Below are 26,345 nucleotides of genomic sequence, written 5' to 3'. Positions count from 1 at the left end.
AAATATTAGAAAGGGCTGGTCCCGGAACTTCGGTTCCGCGACCAGCCCTTTTTTGCTTTCTGTTACTTCGAGTTCACGTTGCGCCCCGACCATCCCACTTATGGGTACTGCAGCAATGCTCAGGGCCGCCGGCGTGGGTGTCGGTGACGAGGTCGTCGTACCTGCCTTCGGGAACGTGGAAGTCGCCGAGGCCGTGGCCCTGGCGGGCGCGTCGCCGGTGTTCGCCGACATAGATCCGGCGACGTACTGCCTGGACGCCTCTTCGGTGGAGGCGGCGCTGACGTCCAGGACCGCGGCCATCGTCGTCGTGCACCGGTTCGGGCGGCCGGCGGACATGGGCTCCCTGCACCGGATCGGTGAGCGGCACGGACTGCTCGTGCTGGAGCGAGAGGAGTCCGAGGCGCCCTACGACGAGATAGCGCGACGCAGGCAGCGGGCGGCCTACCTCGACGGGAAGTTGAGGGGCGTGCGGACCCCCGACGGGGGTGACGGGCACACCTATCAGCAGTACGTGGTGCGGGTGCCGGGGAACGGGCGGCCGGACCGCGACGCGTTCGCGCGTGCCGTGCGGGGGAGGGGTGTCGAGTGCCGGGTGCCGGTGAAGACGCCCGTGCACCGGATGCCCGGCTTCCGGCGGTGTGTGTCGCTGCCGGAGACGGAGCGGGCCGTCGAGGAGACGCTCGCGCTTCCCGTCGAAGCCGCGTTGACCAAGCGGGACATGCAGCGGATCGTGTCCGCCTGCAACGCGCTCGGTGGGCTGTTGCAGCCCGCGTACTGAGTCTAAGTCCGTGGTTGGGAGCACCGGCTTGTTCGGGGTATGATCTATTCCGTTGCCGCGAGGGAAACCTCGAAAGCGACAGGCCCCTATAGCTCAGTCGGTAGAGCGTCTCCATGGTAAGGAGAAGGTCAACGGTTCGATTCCGTTTGGGGGCTCCAGCACAAAGGCCCCGCCCAATTGGGCGGGGCCTTTCGCATGCTCGCGCATGCCCTGGTCAGTCCGCGGTCAGTCCGCGTGGGGCTCCGGGACGCGCATCGCGAGGATCGCCATGTCGTCGGACGGGGCGTCGGACGCGAAGCGCTCCACCGCGCGCATGATGCGGGCGGCCACCGCGCCAGCCGTCAGACCCGTGCAGGTCGTCAGGACGTCGGCGAGGCCGTCGTCGCCCAGCATGCGTGTGCCCTCGCGGCGTTCGGTGACGCCGTCCGTGACGCAGAGCAGCACGTCGCCCGGGTCGAGGGTGACCGTCTGCTCGTACAGCTCCAGGTCCTCGATGACGCCGAGGAGGGGCTGCGGTTCGGCGGCCGGTTCCACCGTGCCGTCCTGGCGGAGGCGGAGCGGGAGCGGGTGGCCGGCGCAGACCACCTTCAGCTCCGCGCCGCCGTCCTCCTGCGGGCGCATCTCGCCGTACAGCAGGGTGAGGAAGCGGCTGCGGGCGCCCTCGTCGAGGATGGCGGAGTTCAGGCGCTGGAGGACCTCCGGGCCGCTGAGGCCCTCGCGGGCCAGCAGGCGCAGGGCGTGCCGGGCGAGGCCCGTGACGGCCGCCGCGTTGGGGCCCGTACCGCAGACGTCGCCGATGGCGAAGCCGTAGGCGTCGTCGCTGATGGGGAAGAGGTCGTAGAAGTCGCCGCCGACCTCGTTGCCCTCGCCCGCGGCGCGGTAGATGACGTCGACCTCCACGCCGTCCACGACGGGGAGTTCCGGGGGCAGGAGGCTGCGCTGGAGGGACTGGCTGATGGCCGTGCGCTCCGAGTACAGGCGGGCGTTGTCCAGGGCCAGGGCGGCCCTGCGGGACAGGTCCTCGGCGAGTTCGAGGATCTCCTGGCGGAAGTGGTCGTCGGTGGGCTTGCCGAGGGTGAGCATGCCGATGACGCGGTTGCGGGCGACCAGCGGCAGGACGACGGTCTCGCCGCCGACCGCGGAGGCCGTGGCGAGGGTCGGACCGATGCCGGTGCTCAGCGGCTGGGGTGCGCCGCCGCTGAGGCCGAGGTCGCGCATGGAGGTGCGCAGGGCCGCCTGGTGGGCCATCTCCGCCGGGGCCGTCCAGACGCGGGCGCCCGGGGTGGGCACCGGGTCGGGCGGGGCGATCTTCGACAGCAGGGACTTGATGCCGTCGATGAGCTCTTCGTCCTCGTGCAGGACGTACGAGAGGTAGGGGTCCGAGGCCTGGTCGGCGATCGTGTAGACGGCGCACCAGGTGGCCAGCGTGGGGACCGTCATCTGGGCCATCAGGGCCAGTGTCTGGTCGCGGTCGAGGGTGCCGGCGAGGAGGTCGGAGGCCTCGACGAGGAAGCTGAGCGAGCCGCGGCGCAGCCGCTCCAGCTCGCCGAGGCGCGCCGACTCGACGGCGAGCGCGATGCGGTCGGCGGCGAACTGGAGGCGCAGCGCCTCCTCGTTGGAGTACCGGCCGGCGGCCTCGGCGGCGACGCCGAGGGAGCCGGTGAGGCGGCCCTCGACCTTGAGCGGGACGGTGACGACCGAGCGCATGCCCGTGCTGTTGAGCAGCGGGATCGCGCCGGGGACGGACTCGAGGTCGTCGTGGACGGCGGGCATGCGCGCCGAGCCGTAGCGGCCGGGTCCGGCCTCGACGGGGACGCGGGCGAAACGCTGGCGGGCGGAGGGCAGGCCGGTGGAGGCGCGGACCTCCAACTCCGTTTCGTCGTCGGTCGCCAGAAGCAGGAAGGCGGCGTCGGCGTCGAGCATGTCGCGGGCGCGTTCGACCGTGCGCTGGAGCAGGCCGTCGAGGTCGTCCGGGGCGGGGGAGCCGATGAACACCTCGAAGGGGTCGGTGCTCTGGCCCTCGGAGGACGGGGAGTCGGAGGCCGGTACCCGCAACGGGGTCTGAAGCACCGCGCGTTCGTGGTCGCGCACGAGGAGGCAGACGGTGGAGGGCTCGCCGTCGGCGTCGCGGACGCGCAGGTGGGAGGCGTAGACCGGGGTGACGCGGCCGTTGGCGCCCCGCATGCCGTAGCTGCCCTCCCAGCGGGAGAGCCGGAGCGCCTCGGCGATGCCGGTGCTGGTGCCGGGGGTGTGCGGCCAGGCGGCGAGGTCGGTCAGCGGCTTTCCGGTGACCTGGTCGGCGGTGTAGCCGAAGAGCTCTTCCGCGTCCTCGTTCCACGACGTGACCGCGCCGGTGCGGTCGATCTGGACGACGGCGACGCGGACCCGGCCGTCGGCGAGCGGCAGCAGGGCCGCCGGGAGGGAGGGGCCGGCGGCGCGGGTGCCGACCGGACGCTCCGGCAGATGGAGGTGGAACCAGACGTTCTTCAGGGTGGGTGTGTACTCCACGCCCCAGCGGTCGGCCAGGGCCGCGCACAGCTGGAGGCCGCGGCCGCCCTCGCGGTCGAGGTTGCCCATGTCGGCGGGGGAGCCCTGGAGGGGGACCTCGCGCTCGGGGTAGTGGTCGGCCACCTCGATCCGTACGCCGTCGTCGCTGCGCAGGCACAGGACGTCGGCGGTGGTGCCGGCGTGGACCACGGCATTGGTCACCAGTTCGCTGGTGAGCACCACGGCGTCGTCGACGATGTCGGCATGGCCCCAGCCCTGGAGCGTGTCGCGCACGAAGGACCGGGCGCTCGCCACGGATCGTCCGACGGGCTCGAAGCTGGCGGCCGCGCGCGCGGTGATCACAGAACTCCTCGACCCTCTCTCCCCGGGCACGGCCTCATGGCCGACCGGCTCGCGCCGCTGCTGCGGCAGTCCACCCGTCGGCCCGGGATCCGGGGGCTGCTCCCCCGGGATCAGTCCGGTGGTCATTCCGGCCGCCCCTCCGATGCCCGCTCGTCTCCGTGCCACCGCCCAGACCGGACGGGACCGGTTCGGCTGGACAGCCGTATGCAAGGTTACTTACCTTCGCCGTCCATCCGGATGCCGGTCTGCAGTGTTTCCGCCCAGAGGGTGTGCGGACGATGTGCGAAGCTGCCGAACTGTTATGGCCTGGTTCGGCCGGGGTGAAACACTGGGCAAGCTGCTTATGAAGGTCCGGGCAGGTGAATGCGCGCCGAGTCGGGTGGGCAGCAGCCCCTGGAAGCGGTCCGGCGTGCCGGACCGGATCGCCCGGCAGTACGGGAATCAAGCGGCAGCAACCGGTCCGCCGTGCGTTGGAGGATCGGGCACAGCGGTATCGGTCGACCCCTGCGGGAGGGACACAGTGGAGTCTGGCGCAGCGACGCGGGCCACGAAGACGCGCGCGAAAGGCGGACAGTCCCTGAGTAACCAGGGCACATCGCGGGGTGGCGGCGCGCGGAGCGGCAGTACGACGGTGGACACGGCCGCGCTGAACCGGCTGCTCGCGGCGCTGGTGTCCATGCGCGAGGGGAATTTCCGCAGGCGGCTCACGGTGTCCGGCGACGGCGTGATGTCGGAGATCGCGGCGGTCTTCAACGAGGTGGCCGACCGCAATCTGCACCTCACGGGTGAGCTGGCGCGGGTGCGGCGCGTGGTCGGACGTGAGGGAAAACTCACGGAGCGGCTGGAGACCGGGGCCTGCGAGGGGTCCTGGGCGGCCGCGATCGACCACTCGAACGCGCTGGTGGACGATCTGGTGCGGCCGGTCTCCGAGGTCAGCCGGGTGCTGTCGGCGGTCGCGGACGGCGATCTGTCGCCGCGCATGGAGCTGCGCACGCAGAACGACGAGGGCACCGGGCAGCCGCTGCGCGGTGAGTTCCTGAAGGTCGGCCGGACCGTGAACAACCTGGTCGACCAGTTGTCGACGTTCACGGACGAGGTCACACGGGTGGCCAGCGAGGTCGGCACCGAGGGCAAGCTGGGCGGTCAGGCCCGGGTGCGGGGCATGTCCGGGTCGTGGAAGGACCTGACGGACTCCGTCAACACGATGGCGTACCGGCTCACCGCGCAGGTGCGGGACATCGCGCTGGTGACGACGGCGGTGGCCAAGGGCGACCTGTCCCGCAAGGTCACGGTGCACGTGGCCGGCGAGATGCTGGAGCTGAAGAACACCGTCAACACGATGGTGGACCAGCTCTCCGCGTTCTCGTCCGAGGTGACGCGCGTCGCCCGCGAGGTGGGCACCGAGGGCGCCCTGGGCGGGCAGGCGCAGGTGCCGGGGGTGGCCGGGGTGTGGAAGGAGCTGACGGACTCCGTCAACACCATGGCCGGGAACCTGACGGCCCAGGTGCGGGAGATCTCGCACGTGACGACGGCGGTCGCCAACGGCGACCTGTCGAAGAAGGTGACGGTGCCGGCCCGCGGCGAGGTCGCGCAGCTCGCCGAGACGATCAACCAGATGACCGAGACGCTGCGGATCTTCGCGGACGAGGTCACACGCGTGGCGAACGAGACCGGCGGGGAGGGGCAGCTCGGCGGCCAGGCGAACGTGCCGGGCGCGGCCGGTATCTGGAAGGACCTGACGGACTCCGTCAACACGGTCTTCCGGAACCTGACCACGCAGGTGCGGGACATCGCCGCGGTGACGACGGCCGTGGCCAGCGGTGACCTGTCGCAGAAGGTCACGGTGGACGTGGCCGGCGAGATGCTGGAGCTGAAGAACACCGTCAACACGATGGTGGACCAGCTCTCCAGCTTCGGTGCCGAGGTGACCCGGGTGGCCCGCGAGGTCGGGGTCGAGGGCGAGCTGGGCGGTCAGGCGCAGGTGCCGGGGGCGGCGGGCACGTGGAAGGACCTCACCGACTCCGTCAACACCGCGTTCCGCAACCTCACCGGTCAGGTGAGGAACATCGCCCAGGTGACGACGGCGGTGGCCAACGGCGACCTGTCGCAGAAGGTCACCGTGGACGTCTCCGGCGAGATGCTCCAGCTGAAGAACACCGTGAACACGATGGTGGACCAGCTCTCCAGCTTCGCCGACCAGGTGACGCGGATGGCTCGGGACGTGGGCACGGAGGGCCGCCTGGGCGGTCAGGCCCGGGTCGACGGCGTGTCGGGGACCTGGAAGGAGCTGACGGACTCCGTCAACTCCATGGCCGGCAATCTGACCTCCCAGGTGCGCAACATCGCGCAGGTGACGACGGCGGTGGCGCGCGGTGACCTGTCCCAGAAGATCGACGTGGACGCGCGCGGCGAGATCCTGGAGCTGAAGAACACCATCAACACGATGGTCGACCAGCTGTCGTCCTTCGCGGAGCAGGTCACGCGGGTGGCCCGGGAGGTGGGCACGGAGGGCCGTCTCGGCGGTCAGGCGCAGGTGCCCGGGGTCGCCGGTGTGTGGCGTGACCTGACGGACTCGGTGAACGGCATGGCCGGCAACCTCACCGCCCAGGTCCGCAACATCGCGCAGGTCGCCACGGCGGTCGCGCGCGGTGACCTGTCCCAGAAGATCACCGTGGACGCGCGCGGGGAGATCCTGGAGCTGAAGAACACCCTGAACACGATGGTGGACCAGCTGTCGTCGTTCGCCCAGGAGGTCACGCGCGTCGCGCGCGAGGTGGGCACCGAGGGCATCCTCGGCGGCCAGGCGGAGGTGCAGGGCGTCTCCGGTACCTGGAAGGACCTCACGCAGTCCGTGAACGGCATGGCCAACAACCTGACCATGCAGGTGCGCAACATCGCCGAGGTGACGACGGCGGTCGCCAAGGGCGACCTGTCGAAGAAGATCACCGTCGACGCCAAGGGCGAGATCCTCGAGCTGGTCACCACCGTCAACACGATGGTCGACCAGCTGTCGTCGTTCGCCGAGCAGGTCACGCGGGTGGCCCGCGAGGTGGGTACGGAGGGCATCCTCGGCGGCCAGGCGAGCGTGCCCGGCGTCGTGGGCATCTGGAAGGACCTCAACGACAACGTCAACCTGATGGCCAAGAACCTCACGGTCCAGGTGCGGAACATCTCCCAGGTGGCCGCGGCCGTCGCCAACGGCGACCTGACGCGGACGGTGACGATCGAGGCGCGCGGCGAGGTCGCGCAGCTCGCCGACACCTTCAACACCATGGTGCGGACGCTGCGGTCCTTCGCCGACCAGGTGACCAAGGTGGCCCGCGAGGTGGGCACCGACGGCATCCTGGGCGGCCAGGCACAGGTGCCGGGTGTGTCGGGGACCTGGAAGGACCTCACCGAGTCGGTGAACCAGATGGCGTCCAACCTGACCGGTCAGGTGCGCAACATCGCCATGGTCACCACGGCGATCGCGAAGGGCGACCTGACCAAGAAGATCGACATCGACGCGCGCGGCGAGATCCTGGAGCTGAAGACGACCATCAACACGATGGTCGACCAGCTCTCCTCCTTCGCCGAGGAGGTCACCCGCGTCGCTCGCGAGGTGGGCACGGAGGGGCAGCTCGGCGGTCAGGCACGGGTGCGGGACGTCGACGGCACCTGGCGCGACCTGACGGAGTCGGTGAACGAGATGGCCGGAAACCTCACCCGGCAGGTGCGGGCCATCGCGCGCGTGGCGACCGCGGTGACCCGCGGCGACCTGAACCTGAAGATCGACGTGGACGCCTCGGGCGAGATCTCGGAGCTTCAGGACTACATCAACAAGATGATCGCCAACCTGCGCGACACCACGATCGCCAACAAGGAGCAGGACTGGCTCAAGGGCAATCTGGCCCGGATCTCCGGCCTGATGCAGGGCCGCCGCGACCTCCAGGACGTGGCCTCGCTGATCATGAGCGAGCTGACGCCGGTGGTCTCCGCCCAGCACGGGGCGTTCTTCCTCGCGATGCCCCTGGTCGACGGGCAGGAGCAGGCGGGCGCCGAGGGCGACGCGTACGAGCTGCGCATGCTGGGGTCGTACGGCTACTCGATGGGGTCCATGCCCACCTCGTTCCGGCCGGGGGAGGCGCTGGTCGGCACCGCCGCCCAGGAGAAGCGCACGATCCTCGTGGAGAACGCGCCGAGCGGCTACCTGAAGATCTCCTCCGGGCTCGGCGAGGCCCCGCCCGCGCAGGTGATCGTGCTGCCGGTGCTGTTCGAGGGGCAGGTGCTCGGCGTCATCGAGCTGGCGTCGTTCACGCCGTTCACGCACATCCAGAAGGACTTCCTGAACCAGATCGCCGAGATGATCGCGACGAGCGTCAACACCATCTCCGTGAATACCAAGACGGAGGTCCTGCTGAGCCAGTCGCAGGAGCTGACCGAGCAACTGCGGGAGCGGTCGGAGGAGTTGGAGCAGCGGCAGAAGGCGCTCCAGTCGTCCAACGCCGAACTGGAGGAGAAGGCCGAGCTGCTGGCGCAGCAGAACCGCGACATCGAGGTGAAGAACACCGAGATCGAGGAGGCCCGGCAGGTCCTGGAGGAGCGTGCCGAGCAGCTCGCGGTCTCGATGCGCTACAAGAGCGAGTTCCTGGCCAACATGTCGCACGAGCTGCGTACGCCGCTCAACTCGCTGCTGATCCTGGCCAAGTTGCTCGCCGACAACGCCGACGCGAACCTGACCCCGAAGCAGGTCGAGTTCGCCGAGACGATCCACGGCGCCGGCTCCGACCTGCTCCAGCTCATCAACGACATCCTCGACCTGTCGAAGGTCGACGCGGGCAAGATGGACGTCTCGCCGACGCGCATCGCCCTCGTGCAGCTCGTGGACTACGTGGAGGCCACCTTCCGGCCGCTGAGCGCGGAGAAGGGCCTGGACCTGTCGGTGCGGGTGTCGCCGGGGCTGCCCGCCACCATGCACACCGACGAGCAGCGGCTGCTCCAGGTGCTGCGCAACCTGCTGTCCAACGCGGTGAAGTTCACCGACTCGGGCTCCGTGGAGCTGGTCATCCGCCCGGCCCGGGACGAGGTTCCGCAGGCCATCCGGGAGCAGTTGCTGGAGGCCGGTTCGGTGAACGACCCGGACGCCGAGCTGATCGCGTTCTCCGTGAGCGACACCGGCATCGGGATCGCGGCCAGCAAGATGCAGGTGATCTTCGAGGCGTTCAAGCAGGCCGACGGCACCACCAGCCGCAAGTACGGCGGTACGGGTCTCGGGCTGTCCATCTCGCGGGAGATCGCGCAGCTGCTCGGCGGTGAGATCCACGCGCAGAGCGAGCCGGGCCGCGGGTCGACGTTCACGCTCTACCTGCCGCTGCACCCGAGCGAGCTGCCCCCGCACGGCTACCAGCAGCCGATGCCCTCCGTGGAGGCCGGTCAGCTGCCGGCGTCCCCGGGCGGCGCCGACGAGCTGCCGGAGACGCCGTTCACGGCGCCGGGCGAGGTGATGTCGTACCAGGACGCGCCGAACGGTGCCGCGGCGCTCTTCCGGCGCCGGCGCAAGTCGGCCGCGGACACCGAGGACCGGCCCGAGCCGCAGGAGCGGCAGCAGGGCGCCGGGCAGGAGTCGGCATCGCCGGGGCACCGGGGGATCCGGTTCGGCGGGCAGAAGGTGCTGATCGTCGACGACGACATCCGCAACGTCTTCGCCCTCACCAGCGTCCTGGAGCAGCACGGCCTGTCCGTGCTGTACGCGGAGAACGGGCGCGAGGGCATCGAGGTGCTGGAGCAGCACGAGGACGTGGCCGTCGTCCTGATGGACATCATGATGCCGGAGATGGACGGGTACGCGACGACCACGGCGATCCGCCGGATGCCGCAGTTCGCCGGTCTGCCGATCATCGCGCTGACCGCCAAGGCGATGAAGGGCGACCGGGAGAAGGCGATCGAGTCGGGCGCGTCCGACTACGTGACGAAGCCGGTCGACCCCGACCACCTGCTGACGGTGATGCAGCAGTGGATGCGCGAGGAGTAGGCGCAGGGCGGACGGTGGCGGCGGCCCGCGGGGGAGCCGGTGGCGGCGGCCGGGGTCCGGGCGGGAAGTGATCGGTACGCTCGGACCCCGGGCCCGTAGTACGTTCGGGCACGGAGTCCTCGTACGTACGGGCACCTTCCGTGCGGTCCGCTCGGGCGGTGTGCGAACGTGGGGTGTGTGTCAACGGCGGGAACCTTCGGAGTCCGCGCGGAGTCGCTGACTCAGCGTGCCCGAAGCCGTGTAGGAGTACGGGATTCGGGGAACCTTCTGGTCTCCCGCCGCGTTTCTGCTACGAGCACAGTGACATCACGGTGACAGGGTGTGGCGACAGGCGGGGTGCGGCTACGATGACCGGCACAAGGACGGACGGCGCAAGGGAGCCGTCCCCAGGGGCGGCACCCGCCGGTGCCGTGCCAGGTCCTGTGGACAGGGGAGGCCCCACGCCGGGGCGAGGAGGGCGGGCCATGGTGCAGAAGGCCAAGATCCTCCTGGTCGATGACCGGCCGGAGAATCTGCTTGCGCTGGAGGCGATCCTCTCGGCGCTCGATCAGACGCTGGTGCGGGCATCGTCCGGGGAGGAAGCGCTCAAAGCACTGCTCACGGACGACTTCGCGGTCATTCTGCTGGACGTCCAGATGCCGGGCATGGACGGTTTCGAGACCGCCGCGCACATCAAGCGACGGGAGCGGACCCGGGACATCCCGATCATCTTCCTCACGGCGATCAACCACGGCCCGCACCACACCTTCCGCGGGTACGCGGCGGGCGCGGTGGACTACATCTCCAAGCCGTTCGACCCCTGGGTGCTGCGGGCCAAGGTCTCGGTCTTCGTCGAGCTGTACATGAAGAACTGCCAGCTGCGTGAGCAGGCGGCGCTGCTGCGGCTCCAGTTGGAGGGCAACGGCAAGGCCGAGGCCGGCGAGGCCAAGGAGCCGGCCGGGCTGCTCGCCGAGCTGTCGGCGCGGCTGGCGGCCGTGGAGGAGCAGGCGGAGGCGCTGTCCAAGCAGCTCGGCGACGAGTCGACGGACGCGGCCGCGGTGGCGACGGCCGCCCACCTGGAGCGCAAGCTCACCGGACTCCGGCGGGCGCTGGACGCCCTGGAGCCGGGCGCCTCCGGAGGCCAGGCCGCCGTCAACTGACGCCGCGCGTGCCCCTGGTGCCCGCGTGCCGTGCCCGCGTACCCCGCCGCGCCGGTCGGCGTGGACGTCCGTGACGCGGTGCGGTCGGACGGCCCGTGAGAGCTTGTCAGGAGCAGTAGCGGAAGCGTCAGTTCCGCCCCCGCGCAGGGGCGACACGAACGGGTGAAGCGGTAGGCACACGTGTCGACCGCCGTCTCCCCCGGTAACCTCACACCCATGGCCTCACGTCCCTCCGCAGCCAAGAAGCAGACCGCGAAGAAGGCGGCCGCTCCCGCGAAGGGTCCCGCCAAGAAGGCCGCGGCGAAGAAGGCACCCGCGAAAAAGGCGCCCGCCAAGAAGGCCGCGGCGAAGAAGCCCGCGCCCAAACCGGCTCCGAACCCCACCGGAGGCGTCTACCGGCTGGTGCGCGCGCTCTGGCTGGGCCTCGCGCACGGAGTGGGCGCCGTCTTCCGCGGCATAGGGCAGGGCGCCAAGAACCTCGACCCGGCCCACCGCAAGGACGGCGTCGCCCTGCTGCTGCTCGGCGTCGCGCTGATCGTCGCCGCGGGCACCTGGGCCGACCTCAAGGGCCCCGTCGGCGACCTCGTCGAGATCCTCGTGACCGGCGCCTTCGGCCGCCTCGACCTGCTCGTGCCGATCCTGCTCGGCGCCATCGCCGTACGCCTGATCCGGCACCCCGAGAAGCCCGAGGCCAACGGGCGGATCGTGATCGGCCTGTCCGCGCTCGTCGTCGGCGTGCTCGGCCAGGTGCACATCGCCTGCGGCTCGCCGGCCCGCAGCGAGGGCATGCAGGCCATAAGGGACGCCGGCGGCCTCATCGGCTGGGGCGCTGCGACCCCGCTGTCGTACACGATGACCGACGTGCTGGCCGTGCCGCTGCTCGTGCTGCTCACGGTCTTCGGGCTGCTCGTCGTCACGGCCACCCCGGTCAACGCGATCCCGCAGCGGCTGCGGCAGCTCGGGGTGCGGCTGGGCGTGGTGCACGACCCGGTGGCGGACGAGTTCTCCGAGGACGACGAGCGCTACGACGAGCAGTGGCGCGAGGCGCTGCCCGCCCGGCCCCGCAAGCGCGGCGCACCCGCCGCCGAGCCGTACGACCCCGACGCGGCCGAGCAGGAGGCCCTCGGCCGGCGCCGCGGCCGGCCCCGGCGGTCCGCCGTGCCGCAGCCCGAGATGAACCGTCCGATGGACGCCGTGGACGTCGCCGCGGCGGCCGCCGCCGCGCTCGACGGAGCCGTACTGCACGGGATGCCGCCCTCGCCGCTGGTCGCCGACCTCACCCAGGGCGTGAGCACGGGGGAGCGCGAGTCCACCACGCCGACGCCCACGCCCGTGCCGGCCGCGCGGCCGCAGCCGGGCAAGCTCAAGAAGGACCCCGCCAAGGCCCCAGGACCGGACGCGGCGGGCGGTGCGGTCCCCGACCTCACCAAGACGCCGCTGCCCAAGGAGCGGGACCTGCCGCCGCGCGCCGAGCAGCTCCAGCTCTCCGGCGACATCACGTACTCCCTGCCGTCCCTGGACTCCCTCACGCGCGGGGGGCCCGGCAAGGCGCGCAGCGCCGCCAACGACGCCATAGTGGACTCGCTGACCACCGTCTTCACCGAGTTCAAGGTCGACGCCCGGGTCACCGGCTTCACCCGCGGACCGACGGTCACGCGCTACGAGGTCGAGCTGGGCCCCGCCGTGAAGGTCGAGCGGATCACCGCGCTGACCAAGAACATCGCGTACGCCGTCGCCAGCCCCGACGTGCGGATCATCAGCCCGATCCCCGGCAAGTCCGCGGTCGGCATCGAGATCCCCAACACCGACCGGGAGATGGTCAACCTCGGCGACGTGCTGCGCCTCGCGGAGTCCGCCGAGGACGACGACCCGATGCTGGTCGCCTTCGGCAAGGACGTCGAGGGCGGCTACGTCATGCACTCGCTGGCGAAGATGCCGCACATGCTGGTGGCCGGCGCCACCGGCTCCGGCAAGTCGTCCTGCATCAACTGCCTGATCACCTCGATCATGATGCGGGCGACCCCGGAGGACGTCCGGATGATCCTGGTCGACCCCAAGCGGGTCGAGCTGACGGCCTACGAGGGCATCCCGCACCTGATCACGCCGATCATCACCAACCCGAAGCGGGCCGCCGAGGCGCTCCAGTGGGTCGTGCGCGAGATGGACCTGCGCTACGACGACCTCGCCGCCTACGGTTACCGGCACATCGACGACTTCAACCGCGCGGTGCGCGAGGGCAAGGTCAAGCCGCCCGAGGGCAGCGAGCGCGAACTCCAGCCGTATCCGTACCTGCTGGTGATCGTCGACGAGCTGGCCGACCTGATGATGGTCGCGCCGCGCGACGTCGAGGACGCGATCGTGCGGATCACCCAGCTCGCGCGCGCGGCCGGCATCCACCTGGTGCTGGCCACCCAGCGGCCGTCCGTCGACGTCGTCACCGGTCTGATCAAGGCCAACGTGCCCTCCCGGCTCGCCTTCGCCACCTCCTCGCTCGCCGACTCCCGGGTCATCCTCGACCAGCCCGGCGCCGAGAAGCTCATCGGCAAGGGCGACGGCCTCTTCCTGCCGATGGGCGCGAACAAGCCGACCCGTATGCAGGGCGCGTTCGTGACCGAGGAGGAGGTCGCGGTCGTCGTCCAGCACTGCAAGGACCAGATGGCGCCGGTCTTCCGGGACGACGTCACCGTCGGCACCAAGCAGAAGAAGGAGATCGACGAGGACATCGGCGACGACCTCGACCTGCTGTGCCAGGCGGCCGAGCTGGTCGTCTCCACGCAGTTCGGGTCCACCTCGATGCTCCAGCGCAAGCTGCGCGTCGGCTTCGCCAAGGCCGGGCGGCTGATGGACCTGATGGAGTCGCGGAGCATCGTCGGGCCGAGCGAAGGCTCAAAGGCTCGTGACGTTCTTGTGAAGCCTGACGAGCTGGACGGCGTGCTCGCGGTGATCCGGGGGGAGTCTGAAGGGTAGGCAACGGCGTGCGAGGGGTTCCGTCGACGGAGGGTCAGGACGGCCGGGCGGCCGATCGTGACTCACCCGTTAGGGATCATTGAGCAACCGTTTCCCCATGCCCTACGTCAAGTTGAGGGAAGTGACAAACAGGTAGTCCACCATCGGGGTGCCGGGCCATTCCGATGGCGTAAAGGTCGTACCGCCCGGTTGCCCCACCCGTTTGCACCCCCCCTAGACTGAACGCCCAGCACAGGCGGCCACACGCTCGAAAGGCGCCCCCGTGTCCAACGGAAACTCCCCCGAAGACGAGCGTCCGATCGAAGACGTGTCCCGAGACGTCCCTGCCGACGTCTCCGAGGATGCCCGCCCCTCCGTTGGCCGCGCCCTGAAGCAGGCCCGGATCGCCGCCGGGCTCACCGTCGACGACATCACCACCGCCACCCGGGTCCGCATCGCCATCGTGCACGCCATCGAGGCGGACGACTTCGCGCCCTGCGGCGGTGACGTCTACGCACGCGGTCACATCCGCACCCTCGCCAAGGCCGTCGGGCTCGACCCGGCCGAGCTGCTCGCGCGGTTCGACGCCGAGCACGGCGGGCGACCGGCGCCGACCCCCGCCGCGCCCCTGTTCGAGGCGGAACGCATCCGTCCCGAGCGGCGCGGACCCAACTGGACCGCCGCCATGGTCGCCGCGATCGTCGCGGTGATCGGTTTCGTGGGCTTCACCTTCGTCAAGGGCGGCGACGACGGCGGCAACGAGGCGAGCGTCGCCGAGGGCGCCCAGCCCTCGTCCGGCGAGTCCGCCTCGTCGAGCGCCAAGCCCGAGAAGCCCGCCGACCCCAAGCCGGAACCGAGCGACAGCGCCATCGCCGCCGCGCCCGCGGACAAGGTGACCGTCAAGGTCAGCGCCACCGAGGGTCGCAGCTGGATCTCCGCCCAGGACCACAACGGCCGGCTGCTCTTCGACGGACTGCTCAAGCAGGGCGACTCCAAGACCTTCCAGGACAACGAGAAGGTCAAGCTCGTCCTCGGCGACGCCGGAGCCATCCAGCTCTACGTCAACGGCAAGAAGATCGAGGACGACTTCCAGCCCGGCTCCGTCGAGCGCCTGACGTACACCAAGGGCGACCCGCAGGTCGGATAGCGAGCCCCGGGGGACGAGCCGGGACGGGGTCGGCCGGGATCAGCCGGGATCGGCCAACCCCGTCGACATGGGCCGTCGGCGGGACGAAGTAGTCTTGAGCCCATGCCTGAAAGCCGTACCGTCGCACTCGTCACCCTTGGCTGCGCCCGTAACGAGGTGGACTCGGAGGAGCTCGCAGGCCGTCTGGAGGCGGACGGCTGGAAGCTCGTCGACGACGCCGAGGAAGCGGACGTCGCCGTCGTGAACACGTGCGGCTTCGTCGAGGCCGCCAAGAAGGACTCCGTGGACGCCCTCCTGGAGGCCAACGACCTCAAGGGCCACGGAAGAACGCAGGCCGTCGTTGCGGTGGGCTGCATGGCCGAGCGGTACGGCAAGGAGCTGGCCGACGCCCTCCCGGAGGCCGACGGCGTCCTCGGCTTCGACGACTACGCCGACATCTCCGACCGCCTGCAGACCATCCTGAACGGCGGCATCCACGCCGCCCACACCCCGCGCGACCGGCGCAAGCTGCTGCCGATCAGCCCCGCCGAGCGGCAGGAGGCCGGCGCCTCGGTCGCCCTGCCCGGGCACGGCCCGACCGACCTCCCCGAGGGCGTCGCCCCCGCCTCCGGGCCCCGCGCGCCCCTGCGCCGCCGCCTGGACGGCTCCCCGGTCGCCTCGGTGAAGCTGGCCTCCGGCTGCGACCGGCGCTGCTCCTTCTGCGCCATCCCGTCCTTCCGCGGCTCCTTCATCTCGCGCCGCCCCAGCGACGTCCTGAACGAGACGCGGTGGCTGGCCGAGCAGGGCGTCAAGGAGATCATGCTGGTCTCCGAGAACAACACCTCCTACGGCAAGGACCTCGGCGACATCCGCCTGCTGGAGTCCCTGCTGCCGAACCTGGCCGAGGTCGACGGCATCGAGCGGGTGCGCGTCAGCTACCTCCAGCCGGCCGAGATGCGCCCCGGTCTGATCGACGTGCTGACCTCCACCGAGAAGGTCGTGCCCTACTTCGACCTCTCCTTCCAGCACTCCGCTCCCAATGTGCTGCGCGCGATGCGCCGCTTCGGCGACACCGACCGCTTCCTGGAGCTGCTCGACACCATCCGGAGCAAGGCGCCCGAGGCCGGTGTGCGCTCCAACTTCATCGTCGGCTTCCCCGGCGAGTCCGAGGCCGACCTCGCCGAGCTGGAGCGGTTCCTGAACCACGCCCGCCTCGACGCCATCGGCGTCTTCGGATACTCCGACGAGGAGGGCACCGAGGCGGCGACCTACGGCGACAAGCTGGACGAGGACGTCGTCGCCGCACGGCTGGCCCGCGTCTCCCGCCTGGCCGAGGAACTGGTCTCGCAGCGGGCCGACGAGCGCGTCGGCGCGACCGTGCGGGTGCTCGTCGAGTCCGTGGACCCGGCCGGCGAAGGGGACGGTGTCCGCGGCCGCGCGGAGCACCAGGCGCCGGAGACGGACGGCCAGGTGCTGCTCACGAGCGGCGAGGGCCTGAGTGTCGGTCGTATGGTCGACGCGAAGGTGGTCGGTACGGAGGGCGTCGACCTGGTGGCCGAACCGCTGCCGGGCGCGCCCGAGTGGAGTGAGGAGGCCGGCAGATGACCGGAGTCCCGGCGTCCGCGGCGGGCGGCTCCTCCAGTGCGCGCAGGACCGGCCCGCGCGGGACCTCGGGCGCGGCCCAGGAACCGGCCGAGCGTACGGGCCCGGGGAGCGCCGCCGACCGGGGCGCGGCGGAACGTGGGGTGACGGATCGGGGCACCACGGACCGAGGGACTACGGATCGGGGCGCGGCGGAACGGGGCCCGGCGGAACGGGGCTCGACCGAGGGCGGTGCGGCCGGGCGCGGTGGCAAGATCGCGGCCGCGGCCGTCAACCAGGCGAGCGTCTGGAACGTCGCCAATCTGCTGACGATGCTCCGGCTGCTCCTCGTGCCGGCCTTCGTCGCGCTGATGCTCGGCAACGGCGGGTACGACCCGGCCTGGCGCTCCTTCGCCTGGGCCGCCTTCGCCATCGCCATGATCACCGACCTCTTCGACGGACATCTTGCCCGCACGTACAACCTCGTCACCGACTTCGGGAAGATCGCCGACCCCATCGCCGACAAGGCGATCATGGGCGCGGCGCTCATCTGCCTGTCCGCGCTGGGTGACCTGCCGTGGTGGGTGACGGCCGTCATCCTCGGCCGGGAACTCGGGATCACCGTCCTGCGTTTCGTGGTCATCCGGTACGGCGTCATCCCCGCCAGCCGGGGCGGCAAGCTCAAGACGCTCACCCAGGGCATCGCCGTCGGCATGTACGTCTTGGCGCTGACGGGGCCCCTGGCCACCCTGAGGTTCTGGGTGATGGCCGCGGCGGTCGTCCTGACCGTGGCGACCGGACTGGACTATGTGAAGCAGGCCATTGTGCTGCGCCGCCGGGGAATCGCCGAACGCAGAGCGGCGTTGAAGGAGACGGAAGCTTGAGTTCCACGGCCGCCGACGTGGTGCGACTACTCACGGTCAGGGGCGAGACCCTCGCGGTCGCCGAGTCACTGACCGGCGGAATGGTCGCTGCCGCGCTCACGGCGGTCCCCGGAGCGTCCAAGGCCTTCCGGGGCTCCGTCACCGCGTACGCGACGGAACTGAAGCGGGAGCTGCTCGGCGTCGACGGCGAGCTGCTCGCGGCCCGCGGAGCGGTGGATCCGCAGGTCGCCGCCCGGATGGCGGCAGGCGTACGCACGGCGCTGGGCGCCGACTGGGGCATCGCGACGACGGGTGTCGCCGGTCCGGACCCGCAGGACGGGCAGCCCGTGGGCACCGTTTTCGTGGCCGTGGCAGGGCCTCACGGGGCCGGGCAGGGTTGCGCCGATGGCGGAAAAGTGGAGGCGCTGCGGTTGAACGGCGACCGCGCGGAAATTCGTATGGAGAGTGTACGGAGCGTACTCGCACTTCTTTTGAGGGAGCTTGCGAGCGAACAGACCGGGAATGAGCGGGCACAGGATACGGAACGGAACGGGGGGTTTTGATGTTTGCAGCCCTGAGTGAACACGACATCGCTCCCCGCACGGCCGCGGCGCGAGGCGGTACGGTGGGGCGTGAAGGATGCGGTTACACGGTCCGAGGAGGGAGCCACCGATGATTCTGCTCCGTCGCCTGCTGGGTGACGTGCTGCGTCGGCAGCGCCAGCGCCAGGGCCGTACTCTGCGCGAAGTCTCCTCGTCCGCCCGAGTCTCACTCGGCTATCTCTCCGAGGTGGAGCGGGGGCAGAAGGAGGCTTCTTCCGAGCTGCTCTCCGCCATCTGCGACGCGCTGGACGTACGGATGTCCGAGCTCATGCGGGAAGTGAGCGACGAACTCGCCCTCGCCGAGCTGGCCCGGTCCGCTGCGGCGACACCCAGCGAGACCGTACCGGCACCGGTGCGCCCGATGCTGGGTTCCGTCTCGGTGACCGGCGTGCCACCGGAACGGGTGACCATCAAGGCGCCCGCCGAGGCAGTGGACGTCGTCGCCGCCTGAGCGGTCGAGAACGTGTGCGTGTGAGGCCCCGGCCGGGGTCGCTCCGGGAGACCGGAGGGACGCGGTCGGGGCCTTCGCATGCCCAGGTGCGTTCCGTGCGTTCCGTGCGACCCGTGCGTCCCGTGCGCGCGGGCGTGAGCGCCGCCGGCGGTGCGGCCGCCCGGTTTGTGCCGGTCCGTTTGCCGGTCCGTGGGGGTGCGGTCATCGTGGAGGGAGATGGCCGGGGGGCGTACCGACGGAGGCGTGGATGTACGTCGTGAAGAGCCCGTTGTCCGACGCGGACCTGAAGACCGTCTCCGAGGCGTTGCAGGGCGCCCTCGTGGACCTGGTCGACCTGTCCCTGGTGGCGAAGCAGATCCACTGGAACGTGGTCGGCCCGCGCTTCCGCTCCGTCCATCTCCAGCTGGACGAACTCGTCGGCACCGCCCGCACGCACTCGGACACCGTGGCGGAACGTGCCTCGGCGCTCGGTGTCTCCCCGGACGGCCGGGCCGCGACGGTCGCCGTGGGCAGCGGCATCGACGTGACCCCCGAGGGCTGGGTCGACGACACCACCGCCGTACAGACCGTCGTGGACGCGCTCGGCGCGGTGATCGGGCGGATGCGCGAGCGGATCGCGGCGAGCGGTGACCCCGATCCGGTGAGCCAGGACATCTTCATCCAGATCACGGCCGATCTCGAGAAGCAGCACTGGATGTTCCAGGCCGAAAACGGCTGACGCGGGATGGTCTCGGCGCGGACGGCTCGCCGGGCGGCCGCGCTGGTCCTCGGCGCGCTGTGGTGGTGGGCCGTGCTGCGCCTGGCGCTGGAACCGGGCGCCGGGGTGCTCGAAGGGGCGGTCGCGGTCGGCGGCTGGGGGCTGAGCGTGCTGCCGGTGCACTGTGTGCCGAGGCGCCGGGCGGCGGGGGCGCTGGGAGCGGGGCGGTGGCGACGGGCCCTGCGCGGGGCGGAGCGGAGCCCGGCCCCGACCCGCCCGGAGGGGCCCTGACCCCAGTGGCGGAGGGAGTCCACGGCTCCGCGGCTCCACGGCTCCACGGCTTTACGGCGGAGGTCGGGGAGAGTAACGTACAACCAAATGGTTGTAGATGGACTGGCCGAAGAAACGGAAGCGGGCACGGACCGCCTCTTCCAGGCCCTGGCCGACCTGACCCGCCGCGACATCCTGCGCCGCTGCGCACGGGACGCGCTGTCGGTGTCGCGGCTGGCCGAGGCCTACCCGATGAGCTTCGCCGCGGTGCAGAAGCACGTCGCGGTACTGGAGCGGGCCGGCCTCGTGGTCAAGGAGCGCCGCGGACGGGAGCAGCTCGTGCGGACCGATCCCGACGCCCTGGGCCGGGCCCGCCGTGCCCTGGACGAACTCGAGGCCGCCTGGCGCGGGCGGGTGGAGCGGATGTCCGACCTGCTCGCCGAGGCGCCGGAAGCCGAATCCGAGACGCACCGACCGACGGAAGGACAGAGCCCATGAGTGTCACCAGCCTGGACAAGGACCTCGACAACCTGACCCTCACCCTGGTCGCCGACTTCGCCGCCCCCGTGGAGCGGGTGTGGCAGCTGTGGTCCGACCCCCGGCAGCTGGAGCGCTGGTGGGGACCGCCGACCTACCCGGCGACGGTGGAGGAGCACGACCTGACCCCCGGCGGGGACGTCACGTACTTCATGACCGGCCCGGAAGGCGAGAAGTTCCGCGGCTGGTGGCGGGTGGCCACGGTCGACGCCCCGAGGTCGCTGGAGTTCACCGACGGGTTCGCCGACGAGGACGGGGTGCCGAACGCCGCGATGCCGACCACCACGAACCGGGTCACGCTCACCGGGCGCGACGGCGGCACCCGCATGGAGATGCGGGCCGTCTTTGACACCAGGGAGCAGATGGAGCAGCTCATGACGATGGGCATGGAGGAAGGCCTGCGCGAGGCGGCCGGTCAGATGGACGCCCTGCTCACCACCGGCTGAGCCGCACCGCGGCATTCCCGGCGGCTTCCTCAGCGCCGCGTCCGGGCACCCGCCAGGCCGCCCGGACGCGGCGCGGGCCCGCTCTGGCAGGTCGGACACCAGTACGTGGGGCGCTCGCGGGAGCCGTCGCCCTGGTCGGCCACCCGGACCGACGTGCCGCAGCGCAGGCAGGGGCGGGGCGCCCGGCCGTACACGAACAGGTCCTGGCCGCGCAGGCCCGTGGTACGGCGGACGGGACGGTCGCGGTTGGCCTCCAGGAGCCTCTTCGCGAACGTGGGCAGCAGCTCGGCCCGGTCGGCCGGCAGCTCGCCGACCGGCAGCCACGGCGTGACGCCGAGCAGGAAGCACAGCTCGCTCTTGTAGACGTTGCCGATGCCGGCGAGATTGCGCTGGTCCAGCAGGGCCTCGCCGAGCGGGCGGGCCGGGTCCGCGCGCAGGTTGTCCAGCGCCCGCGCCGGGTCCCAGTCGGGACCGAGCAGGTCGGGACCCAGATGACCGACGGCGCGCTGCTCGTCACCGGTGCGCAGGATGTCCAGCACCGGGAGGCGGTAGCCGACGGCCGTGCGGTCGGCGGTGCCCAGGATCACCCTGATCTGGTGTGCGGGGCCGCCGCTCCAGCGCTGACCGGGGGCGAAGACCTTCCAGGAACCGTCCATCCGCAGGTGCGAGTGCACCGTCAGGCCGCCCTCGACCCGGGTGAGCAGGTGCTTGCCGCGCGGGGTGACGTCCAGGACGGTGCGGCCGGTGAGGTCGACCGTGGCGTACCGGGGGACACGGAAGTCGCTGCGGGTCAGCACCTTGCCCGCGAGGGCGTCGTGCAGCCGTCGCGCCGCCTGCCAGACCGTGTCTCCTTCGGGCATGGGTCAAGGGTGACAGGGTCAGGCCCTGATCCGCAGACCGCGCGGGGTGGCGATGAACCCCGCTCCCTCCAGGAGCGGGCCGAAGGGGGACGTCAGGGCCGCCGTGCCGTTGACGCGCTCCACCGTGACCGTGCCGAGGGAACCGGCGCGGGCCGCCTCCGCGAGCGCCTGCGCGGCGGCCCGCAGACGCGGGTCCTCGGTGGGCAGCCGGTCGGGGTCGGAGGGCCACAGCAGGAGCGTCTTGCCGCCGCGCTCCATGTAGAGCGCCGGTTCGCCCTCCACGAGCACCACCAGGGAGCCCGCCTTGCGGCCCGGCTTGTGGGTGGCACCGGCCGGTGGCTCGGGCCAGCCGAGGGCCGCACCGTACGCGTTCGCCGGGTCGGCGGCGGCCAGGACGACGGCCCGGGGTCCGCCGGCGGCGCGGTCGCGGCGGCCGGGCTGTCCGGCGCCGTACGGGTCGCGCGGGCCCTGGAAGCCCCCGCGCGCGCCACCGCCGGGCGCGCCGCCCCCGCGCGGGCCACCGCCGCGCGGGCCGCCCGCGCCCGGCTCGGCATAGTCGCGAGGTGAGATGTAGTCGCCCCGGGAGGGCGAACGGCCCAGGCCGTCGGGATCGGCGAAGACGTCGTCGGCGGGCCCCGGGCCCCCGGAGCCGCCACGGCTGTCGGAGGCGAAGTCGGCGAAGGGGTCCGGGGCGTCGCCGGAGGGATCCGGGAGGTCGAGCGGGCCGAGCGGGCCCGGTGGGCCGAAGGCGGAGTCGTCGGCCGGTCCGGGGGAGTCGTGCGGAGGCCCGGCGAGGCCGCCGGGTCCGGGCCGGGTCGCGGAGCCGCGGGCGAAGTCCTCCGGTCCGGGCGGGCCGTCGCCGCGCTCGCGGGCGTTCGCCACCGCGCGCAACCGGTCCACGGCGCCCTCCATGGCGAACTGCGCCGCCCCGAGCCCCTCCACCACGTACCCGCGCCGGGCCTGACCGCTCTCCTCGAACGCGGCCAGGATCCGGTACACCGCCGAGAAGCCGCCCTCGACGCCCTCCGCGGCGACGGCGCCGCGGGTCACCACGCCGTGCCGGTCGAGGAGGGTGCGGGCCAGCGCGTGGGCCCGCACCGTGCCGTCGGCCTCACGGGCCGGGAGCAGCGACCAGCGGCCCGCGACCGTCGGCGGGCCGGTGCGGGACGCCGGGCGGGCGGCGGCCGTCAGCGAGCCGTACCGTCCGCGCGGCACCGTGCGCTTGGCCCGGTGGGCCGTGGAGCCCGCGGTGCGCCCGGAGCCCAGCAGGGAACGCAGGGGCGCGAGCGTGTCGTTCGTCAGCCGTCCGGACCAGGCCAGGTCCCACAGGGCGTCGGCCAGCTGCGGATCGGTGGCCTCCGGGTGGGTGGTGGCGCGGACCTGGTCGGCGATCTGGCGGAAGAACAAGCCGTACCCACCCGCGAGCACGCTCAGGACGGACTCGTGCAGGGCGGTCGTCTCCAGGGGATGCGGGGGCGGCAGGAGCAGCGGGGCCGCGTCCGCCAGGTAGAGGGAGACCCAGCCGTCCTTGCCGGGCAGCGAACCCGCTCCGGCCCACACCACCTCGCCCGCGGCCGTCAGCTCGTCCAGCATCGCCGGGTTGTAGTGCGCCACGCGGGAGGGGAGGACCAGCTTCTCCAGGGCGGAGGCGGGCACCGAGGCGCCCTGCAACTGCTCGACGGCGCGGACCAGCCCGTCCACGCCGCGCAGCGTGTGCCCCTTGCCGATGTGCTGCCACTGGGGGAGGAACTGGCCGAGCGCGGCCGGTGCCACCGGCTCCAGCTCGTGCCGGAGCGCGGCCAGGGAACGGCGGCGCAGCCTGCGCAGCACGGTCGCGTCGCACCACTCCTGGCCGATGCCGGCCGGATGGAACTCGCCCTGCACGACCCGTCCCGACCCCGCGAGCCGCTGGAGGGCGCCCTCGGTGACCGCCACGCCCAGACCGAAGCGGGCCGCCGCGGTGACCGAGGTGAAGGGGCCGTGGGTGCGGGCATGGCGGGCCAGGAGGTCGCCGAGCGGGTCCTTGACCGGCTCCGTGAACGCCTCCGGCACCCCGACGGGCAGCGCCGTGCCCAGCGCGTCGCGCAGCCGGCCCGCGTCCTCGATCGCCGCCCAGTGGTCGGCGCCGGCGATCCGCACCCTGATCGCGCGGCGGGCCGCTGCCAGCTCGGGCGCCCACTGCGGCTCGGCGCCCCGCTCGGCCAGCTCCGCGTCCGTCAGCGGGCCGAGCATCCGGAGCAGGTCGGCGACGCCCTCGGAGTCCTTGATGCGGCGGTCCTCGGTGAGCCACTGAAGCTCGCGCTCCAGCTCGGTCAGCACCTCCGCGTCGAGCAGCTCGCGCAGCTCCGCCTGCCCGAGCAGCTCGGCCAGCAGCCGCGAGTCCAGGGACAGGGCGGCGGCCCGGCGCTCGGCGAGCGGCGAGTCGCCCTCGTACAGGAACTGGGCGACGTAGCCGAAGAGCAGGGAGCGGGCGAACGGGGACGGCTCCGGCGTGGTGACCTCGACCAGGCGGACCTTGCGGGACTCCACGTCGCCCATCAGCTCGACCAGGCCGGGGACGTCGAACACGTCCTGGAGGCACTCGCGGACCGCCTCCAGGACGATCGGGAACGAGCCGTACTCGCTCGCCACCTCCAGCAGCTGCGCGGCGCGCTGGCGCTGCTGCCACAGCGGGGTGCGCCTGCCCGGGCTGCGGCGCGGCAGCAGCAGCGCGCGGGCGGCGCACTCGCGGAACCGGGACGCGAACAGCGCCGAGCCGCCCACCTGGTCGGTGACGACCCGGTCGACCTCGCCCTTGTCGAAGACGACATCGGCCGCGCCCACCGGCGCCTGCTCGGCGTCGTACTCGAGGCCCGGCTTCGAAGGGTCCTGGTCGAGGAAGTCCAGGCCCATCAGGTCGGCGTCCGGCAGCCGCAGCACGATGCCGTCGTCGGCGTGCATCACCTGCGCGTCCATCCCGTACCGCTCGGACAGCCGGGCGCCCAGGGCGAGGGCCCAGGGGGCGTGGACCTGGGCGCCGAACGGGGAGTGCACCACCACCCGCCAGTCGCCCAGCTCGTCGCGGAACCGCTCGACGACGATGGTGCGGTCGTCGGGGACGTGGCCGCAGGCCTCGCGCTGCTCGTCGAGGTACGACAGCACATTGTCCGCGGCCCAGGCGTCCAGGCCCGCGGTGACCAGACGCAGCCGGGCGTCCTCCGTGGACAGCGAGCCGACCTCGCGCAGGAACGCGCCCAGCGCACGGCCCAGCTCCAGGGGGCGGCCCAGCTGGTCGCCCTTCCAGAACGGCAGCCTGCCCGGCACGCCCGGCGCCGGGGAGACCAGGACCCGGTCGCGGGTGATGTCCTCGATCCGCCAGGAACTGGTGCCGAGCGTGAAGACGTCGCCCACGCGGGACTCGTACACCATCTCCTCGTCCAGCTCGCCGACCCGGCCGCCGCCCTTCTTCGGGTCGGCACCGGCGAGGAACACCCCGAAGAGCCCGCGGTCGGGGATCGTGCCCCCGGACGTCACGGCGAGCCGCTGCGCCCCCGGGCGGCCGGTGACCGTGCCGGCGATGCGGTCCCACACCACGCGCGGGCGCAGCTCGGCGAAGGCGTCGGAGGGATAGCGGCCGGCGAGCATGTCCAGGACGGCCGTGAAGGCCGACTCCGGCAGCGAGGCGAAGGGCGCGGCGCGGCGGACGGTGGCGAGGAGGTCGTCGACCTGCCAGGTGTCCAGCGCGGTCATCGCCACCAGCTGCTGGGCCAGCACGTCCAGCGGGTTGGCGGGAACCCGCAGGGCCTCGATGGCGCCGCTGCGCATCCGCTCGGTGACCACGGCCGACTGGACCAGGTCGCCGCGGTACTTCGGGAAGACCACGCCCGTGGAGACCGCACCGACCTGGTGCCCCGCGCGGCCGACGCGCTGGAGGCCGGAGGCGACGGAGGGCGGTGACTCGACCTGGACGACCAGGTCGACGGCGCCCATGTCGATGCCCAGCTCCAGACTGGAGGTGGCGACCACGGCGGGCAGGCGGCCCGCCTTCAAGTCCTCCTCGACCAAGGCGCGCTGCTCCTTGGAGACCGAGCCGTGGTGCGCGCGGGCGATCACGGGCGGGGCGCCCTGGGCGGCGCCCGAGCCGCCCATCAGCTCGGCGGGCGAGTGGTGCTCGTCCAGGGGCTCGCCCGTGGCCCGCTCGTACGCGATCTCGTTGAGCCGGTTGCACAGGCGCTCGGCCAGCCGCCGGGAGTTGGCGAAGACGATCGTGGAGCGGTGCGACTGGACCAGGTCGGTGATCCGCTCCTCGACGTGCGGCCAGATGGACGGGCGCTCCGCCCCCTCGTTGCCGTCCGCGACCGGGGAGCCGCCCAGCTCGCCGAGGTCCTCGACGGGGACGACGACCGACAGGTCGAACTCCTTGCCCGACTCCGGCTGGACGATCTCGACCCGGCCGCGCGGGGCGAGGAACCGGGCCACCTCGTCCACCGGGCGGACCGTCGCCGACAGGCCGATGCGCCGGGCCGGCTTCGGCAGCAGCTCGTCCAGCCGCTCCAGGGTGAGCGCGAGATGGGCGCCCCGCTTGGTGCCCGCGACCGCGTGCACCTCGTCCAGGATCACCGTCTCGATGCCGGTCAGCGCCTCGCGCGTGGCCGACGTCAGCATCAGGAACAGGGACTCCGGGGTGGTGATCAGGATGTCCGGCGGCCGGGTGGACAGGGCGCGGCGCTCGGCGGCCGGGGTGTCGCCGGAGCGGATGCCGACCTTGACCTCGGGCTCGGGCAGGCCGAGGCGCACGGACTCCTGGCGGATGCCGGTCAGCGGGCTGCGGAGGTTGCGCTCGACGTCGACGGCCAGGGCCTTCAGCGGGGAGACGTACAGGACACGGCAGCGCTTCTTGGGATCGGCGGGCGGAGGCGTCGAGGTCAGCTGGTCCAGCGCGGCGAGGAAGGCGGCCAGCGTCTTGCCCGAACCGGTGGGGGCGACCACCAGCACGTCCGAGCCCTGCGAGATGGCCTGCCACGCGCCCGCCTGGGCGGAGGTGGGCGCGGAGAAGGCCCCCGTGAACCAGCCGCGGGTCGCGGGGGAGAAGCCGTCCAGGGCTCGGTGTGCGGAGCTGACCATGGCTCCATCGTGCACCCGGCCACTGACAACCGCCCCGATCCGGGCGTACGGCCCGTTCGCCGTCGGCCCGGTTCGGCCCGGCCCGG

The 26,345-nt window shown here is 72.1% G+C and carries 16 protein-coding genes and 1 tRNA gene; 14 read left to right on the top strand and 3 right to left on the bottom strand.

The annotated features are described in order from the left end of the window. Positions 1-115 precede the first annotated feature (115 nt). Both B9W62_RS10455 and B9W62_RS10450 read left to right on the top strand, forming a co-directional pair. Positions 116-778 (top strand): DegT/DnrJ/EryC1/StrS family aminotransferase, encoded by a 663-nt coding sequence (locus B9W62_RS10455; protein WP_179235981.1) that lies wholly within the window; start codon positions 116-118, stop codon positions 776-778. Positions 779-860: 82 nt separating this feature from the next. Continuing rightward, positions 861-936, top strand: a tRNA-Thr gene (locus tag B9W62_RS10450). A 67-nt stretch (positions 937-1,003) separates the two neighbouring features. Here B9W62_RS10450 and B9W62_RS10445 read toward each other — a convergent pair. Next, complete coding sequence (locus B9W62_RS10445; RefSeq protein WP_087806925.1) at positions 1,004-3,754, bottom strand: SpoIIE family protein phosphatase; 2,751 nt, start codon at positions 3,752-3,754, stop codon at positions 1,004-1,006. Between the two features lie 394 nt (positions 3,755-4,148). Between B9W62_RS10445 and B9W62_RS10435 the strand changes: the two genes are divergently transcribed. The 12 genes from B9W62_RS10435 to B9W62_RS10380 all read left to right on the top strand — a co-directional run bounded on the left by B9W62_RS10435 (position 4,149) and on the right by B9W62_RS10380 (position 20,296). Further along, positions 4,149-9,638 (top strand): HAMP domain-containing protein, encoded by a 5,490-nt coding sequence (locus B9W62_RS10435; protein WP_087806924.1) that lies wholly within the window; start codon positions 4,149-4,151, stop codon positions 9,636-9,638. Positions 9,639-10,102: 464 nt separating this feature from the next. After that, a complete protein-coding gene (locus B9W62_RS10430; RefSeq protein ID WP_087806923.1) occupies positions 10,103-10,777 on the top strand; it encodes a response regulator in 675 nt (224 codons plus the stop codon). Positions 10,778-10,993: 216 nt separating this feature from the next. Further along, positions 10,994-13,744, top strand: coding sequence for a DNA translocase FtsK (locus B9W62_RS10425; RefSeq protein ID WP_179235421.1), 2,751 nt, complete (start codon positions 10,994-10,996; stop codon positions 13,742-13,744). Between the two features lie 262 nt (positions 13,745-14,006). Then, positions 14,007-14,870, top strand: a complete 864-nt coding sequence (locus B9W62_RS10420; RefSeq protein ID WP_087806921.1) for a helix-turn-helix domain-containing protein — start codon at positions 14,007-14,009, stop codon at positions 14,868-14,870. A gap of 102 nt (positions 14,871-14,972) precedes the next feature. Then, the gene (rimO, locus tag B9W62_RS10415; protein WP_087806920.1) at positions 14,973-16,454 is read left to right on the top strand and encodes a 30S ribosomal protein S12 methylthiotransferase RimO; all 1,482 of its coding nucleotides are present in this window, start codon (positions 14,973-14,975) and stop codon (positions 16,452-16,454) included. Continuing rightward, positions 16,451-17,314: a CDP-diacylglycerol--glycerol-3-phosphate 3-phosphatidyltransferase gene (gene pgsA, locus B9W62_RS10410; RefSeq protein WP_087806919.1), complete on the top strand. Its 864-nt coding sequence runs from the start codon at positions 16,451-16,453 to the stop codon at positions 17,312-17,314. The genes rimO and pgsA overlap by 4 nt, the downstream gene beginning before the upstream one ends. Then, positions 17,311-17,856, top strand: a complete 546-nt coding sequence (locus B9W62_RS10405) for a CinA family protein (protein WP_087806918.1) — start codon at positions 17,311-17,313, stop codon at positions 17,854-17,856. The genes pgsA and B9W62_RS10405 overlap by 4 nt, the downstream gene beginning before the upstream one ends. 109 nt (positions 17,857-17,965) lie before the next feature. Next, positions 17,966-18,346: a helix-turn-helix domain-containing protein gene (locus tag B9W62_RS10400; protein ID WP_003973269.1), complete on the top strand. Its 381-nt coding sequence runs from the start codon at positions 17,966-17,968 to the stop codon at positions 18,344-18,346. Between the two features lie 247 nt (positions 18,347-18,593). Then, positions 18,594-19,064 carry a Dps family protein gene (locus B9W62_RS10395; protein ID WP_087806917.1) on the top strand — a complete coding sequence of 157 codons (471 nt, stop codon included), beginning with the start codon at positions 18,594-18,596 and terminating at the stop codon, positions 19,062-19,064. A 6-nt stretch (positions 19,065-19,070) separates the two neighbouring features. Beyond that, on the top strand, positions 19,071-19,334 hold the full coding sequence (locus B9W62_RS10390) for a hypothetical protein (RefSeq protein ID WP_087806916.1): 264 nt from the start codon (positions 19,071-19,073) through the stop codon (positions 19,332-19,334). 87 nt (positions 19,335-19,421) lie between these two features. After that, the gene (locus tag B9W62_RS10385; protein WP_179235420.1) at positions 19,422-19,811 is read left to right on the top strand and encodes an ArsR/SmtB family transcription factor; all 390 of its coding nucleotides are present in this window, start codon (positions 19,422-19,424) and stop codon (positions 19,809-19,811) included. Beyond that, on the top strand, positions 19,808-20,296 hold the full coding sequence (locus B9W62_RS10380) for an SRPBCC family protein (protein ID WP_087806915.1): 489 nt from the start codon (positions 19,808-19,810) through the stop codon (positions 20,294-20,296). The genes B9W62_RS10385 and B9W62_RS10380 overlap by 4 nt, the downstream gene beginning before the upstream one ends. 29 nt (positions 20,297-20,325) lie before the next feature. Here the strand turns inward: B9W62_RS10380 and B9W62_RS10375 are convergent, their stop codons facing one another. Both B9W62_RS10375 and B9W62_RS10370 read right to left on the bottom strand, forming a co-directional pair. Further along, a complete protein-coding gene (locus tag B9W62_RS10375) occupies positions 20,326-21,156 on the bottom strand; it encodes an Fpg/Nei family DNA glycosylase (RefSeq protein WP_087806914.1) in 831 nt (276 codons plus the stop codon). A gap of 18 nt (positions 21,157-21,174) precedes the next feature. Beyond that, positions 21,175-26,259, bottom strand: a complete 5,085-nt coding sequence (locus B9W62_RS10370; protein WP_087806913.1) for an ATP-dependent helicase — start codon at positions 26,257-26,259, stop codon at positions 21,175-21,177. Positions 26,260-26,345: the final 86 nt, after the last annotated feature.

This window comes from Streptomyces sp. CS113 (assembly GCF_002188365.1).
GTDB classification, from domain to species: domain Bacteria; phylum Actinomycetota; class Actinomycetes; order Streptomycetales; family Streptomycetaceae; genus Streptomyces; species Streptomyces tendae.
Note: the sequence above shows the minus strand (reverse complement) of the source record. Positions and strands in the feature narration are given on the sequence as shown.

Coding starts and splice junctions, on each gene's coding strand:
- B9W62_RS10455 (WP_179235981.1), top strand. CDS start 116: ATGCTCAGGGCCGCCGGCGTGGGTGTCGGTGACGAGGTCGTCGTACCT.
- B9W62_RS10445 (WP_087806925.1), bottom strand. CDS start 3,754: ATGACCACCGGACTGATCCCGGGGGAGCAGCCCCCGGATCCCGGGCCG.
- B9W62_RS10430 (WP_087806923.1), top strand. CDS start 10,103: ATGGTGCAGAAGGCCAAGATCCTCCTGGTCGATGACCGGCCGGAGAAT.
- B9W62_RS10425 (WP_179235421.1), top strand. CDS start 10,994: ATGGCCTCACGTCCCTCCGCAGCCAAGAAGCAGACCGCGAAGAAGGCG.
- rimO (WP_087806920.1), top strand. CDS start 14,973: ATGCCTGAAAGCCGTACCGTCGCACTCGTCACCCTTGGCTGCGCCCGT.
- pgsA (WP_087806919.1), top strand. CDS start 16,451: ATGACCGGAGTCCCGGCGTCCGCGGCGGGCGGCTCCTCCAGTGCGCGC.
- B9W62_RS10400 (WP_003973269.1), top strand. CDS start 17,966: ATGATTCTGCTCCGTCGCCTGCTGGGTGACGTGCTGCGTCGGCAGCGC.
- B9W62_RS10395 (WP_087806917.1), top strand. CDS start 18,594: ATGTACGTCGTGAAGAGCCCGTTGTCCGACGCGGACCTGAAGACCGTC.
- B9W62_RS10390 (WP_087806916.1), top strand. CDS start 19,071: ATGGTCTCGGCGCGGACGGCTCGCCGGGCGGCCGCGCTGGTCCTCGGC.
- B9W62_RS10385 (WP_179235420.1), top strand. CDS start 19,422: ATGGTTGTAGATGGACTGGCCGAAGAAACGGAAGCGGGCACGGACCGC.
- B9W62_RS10380 (WP_087806915.1), top strand. CDS start 19,808: ATGAGTGTCACCAGCCTGGACAAGGACCTCGACAACCTGACCCTCACC.
- B9W62_RS10375 (WP_087806914.1), bottom strand. CDS start 21,156: ATGCCCGAAGGAGACACGGTCTGGCAGGCGGCGCGACGGCTGCACGAC.
- B9W62_RS10370 (WP_087806913.1), bottom strand. CDS start 26,259: ATGGTCAGCTCCGCACACCGAGCCCTGGACGGCTTCTCCCCCGCGACC.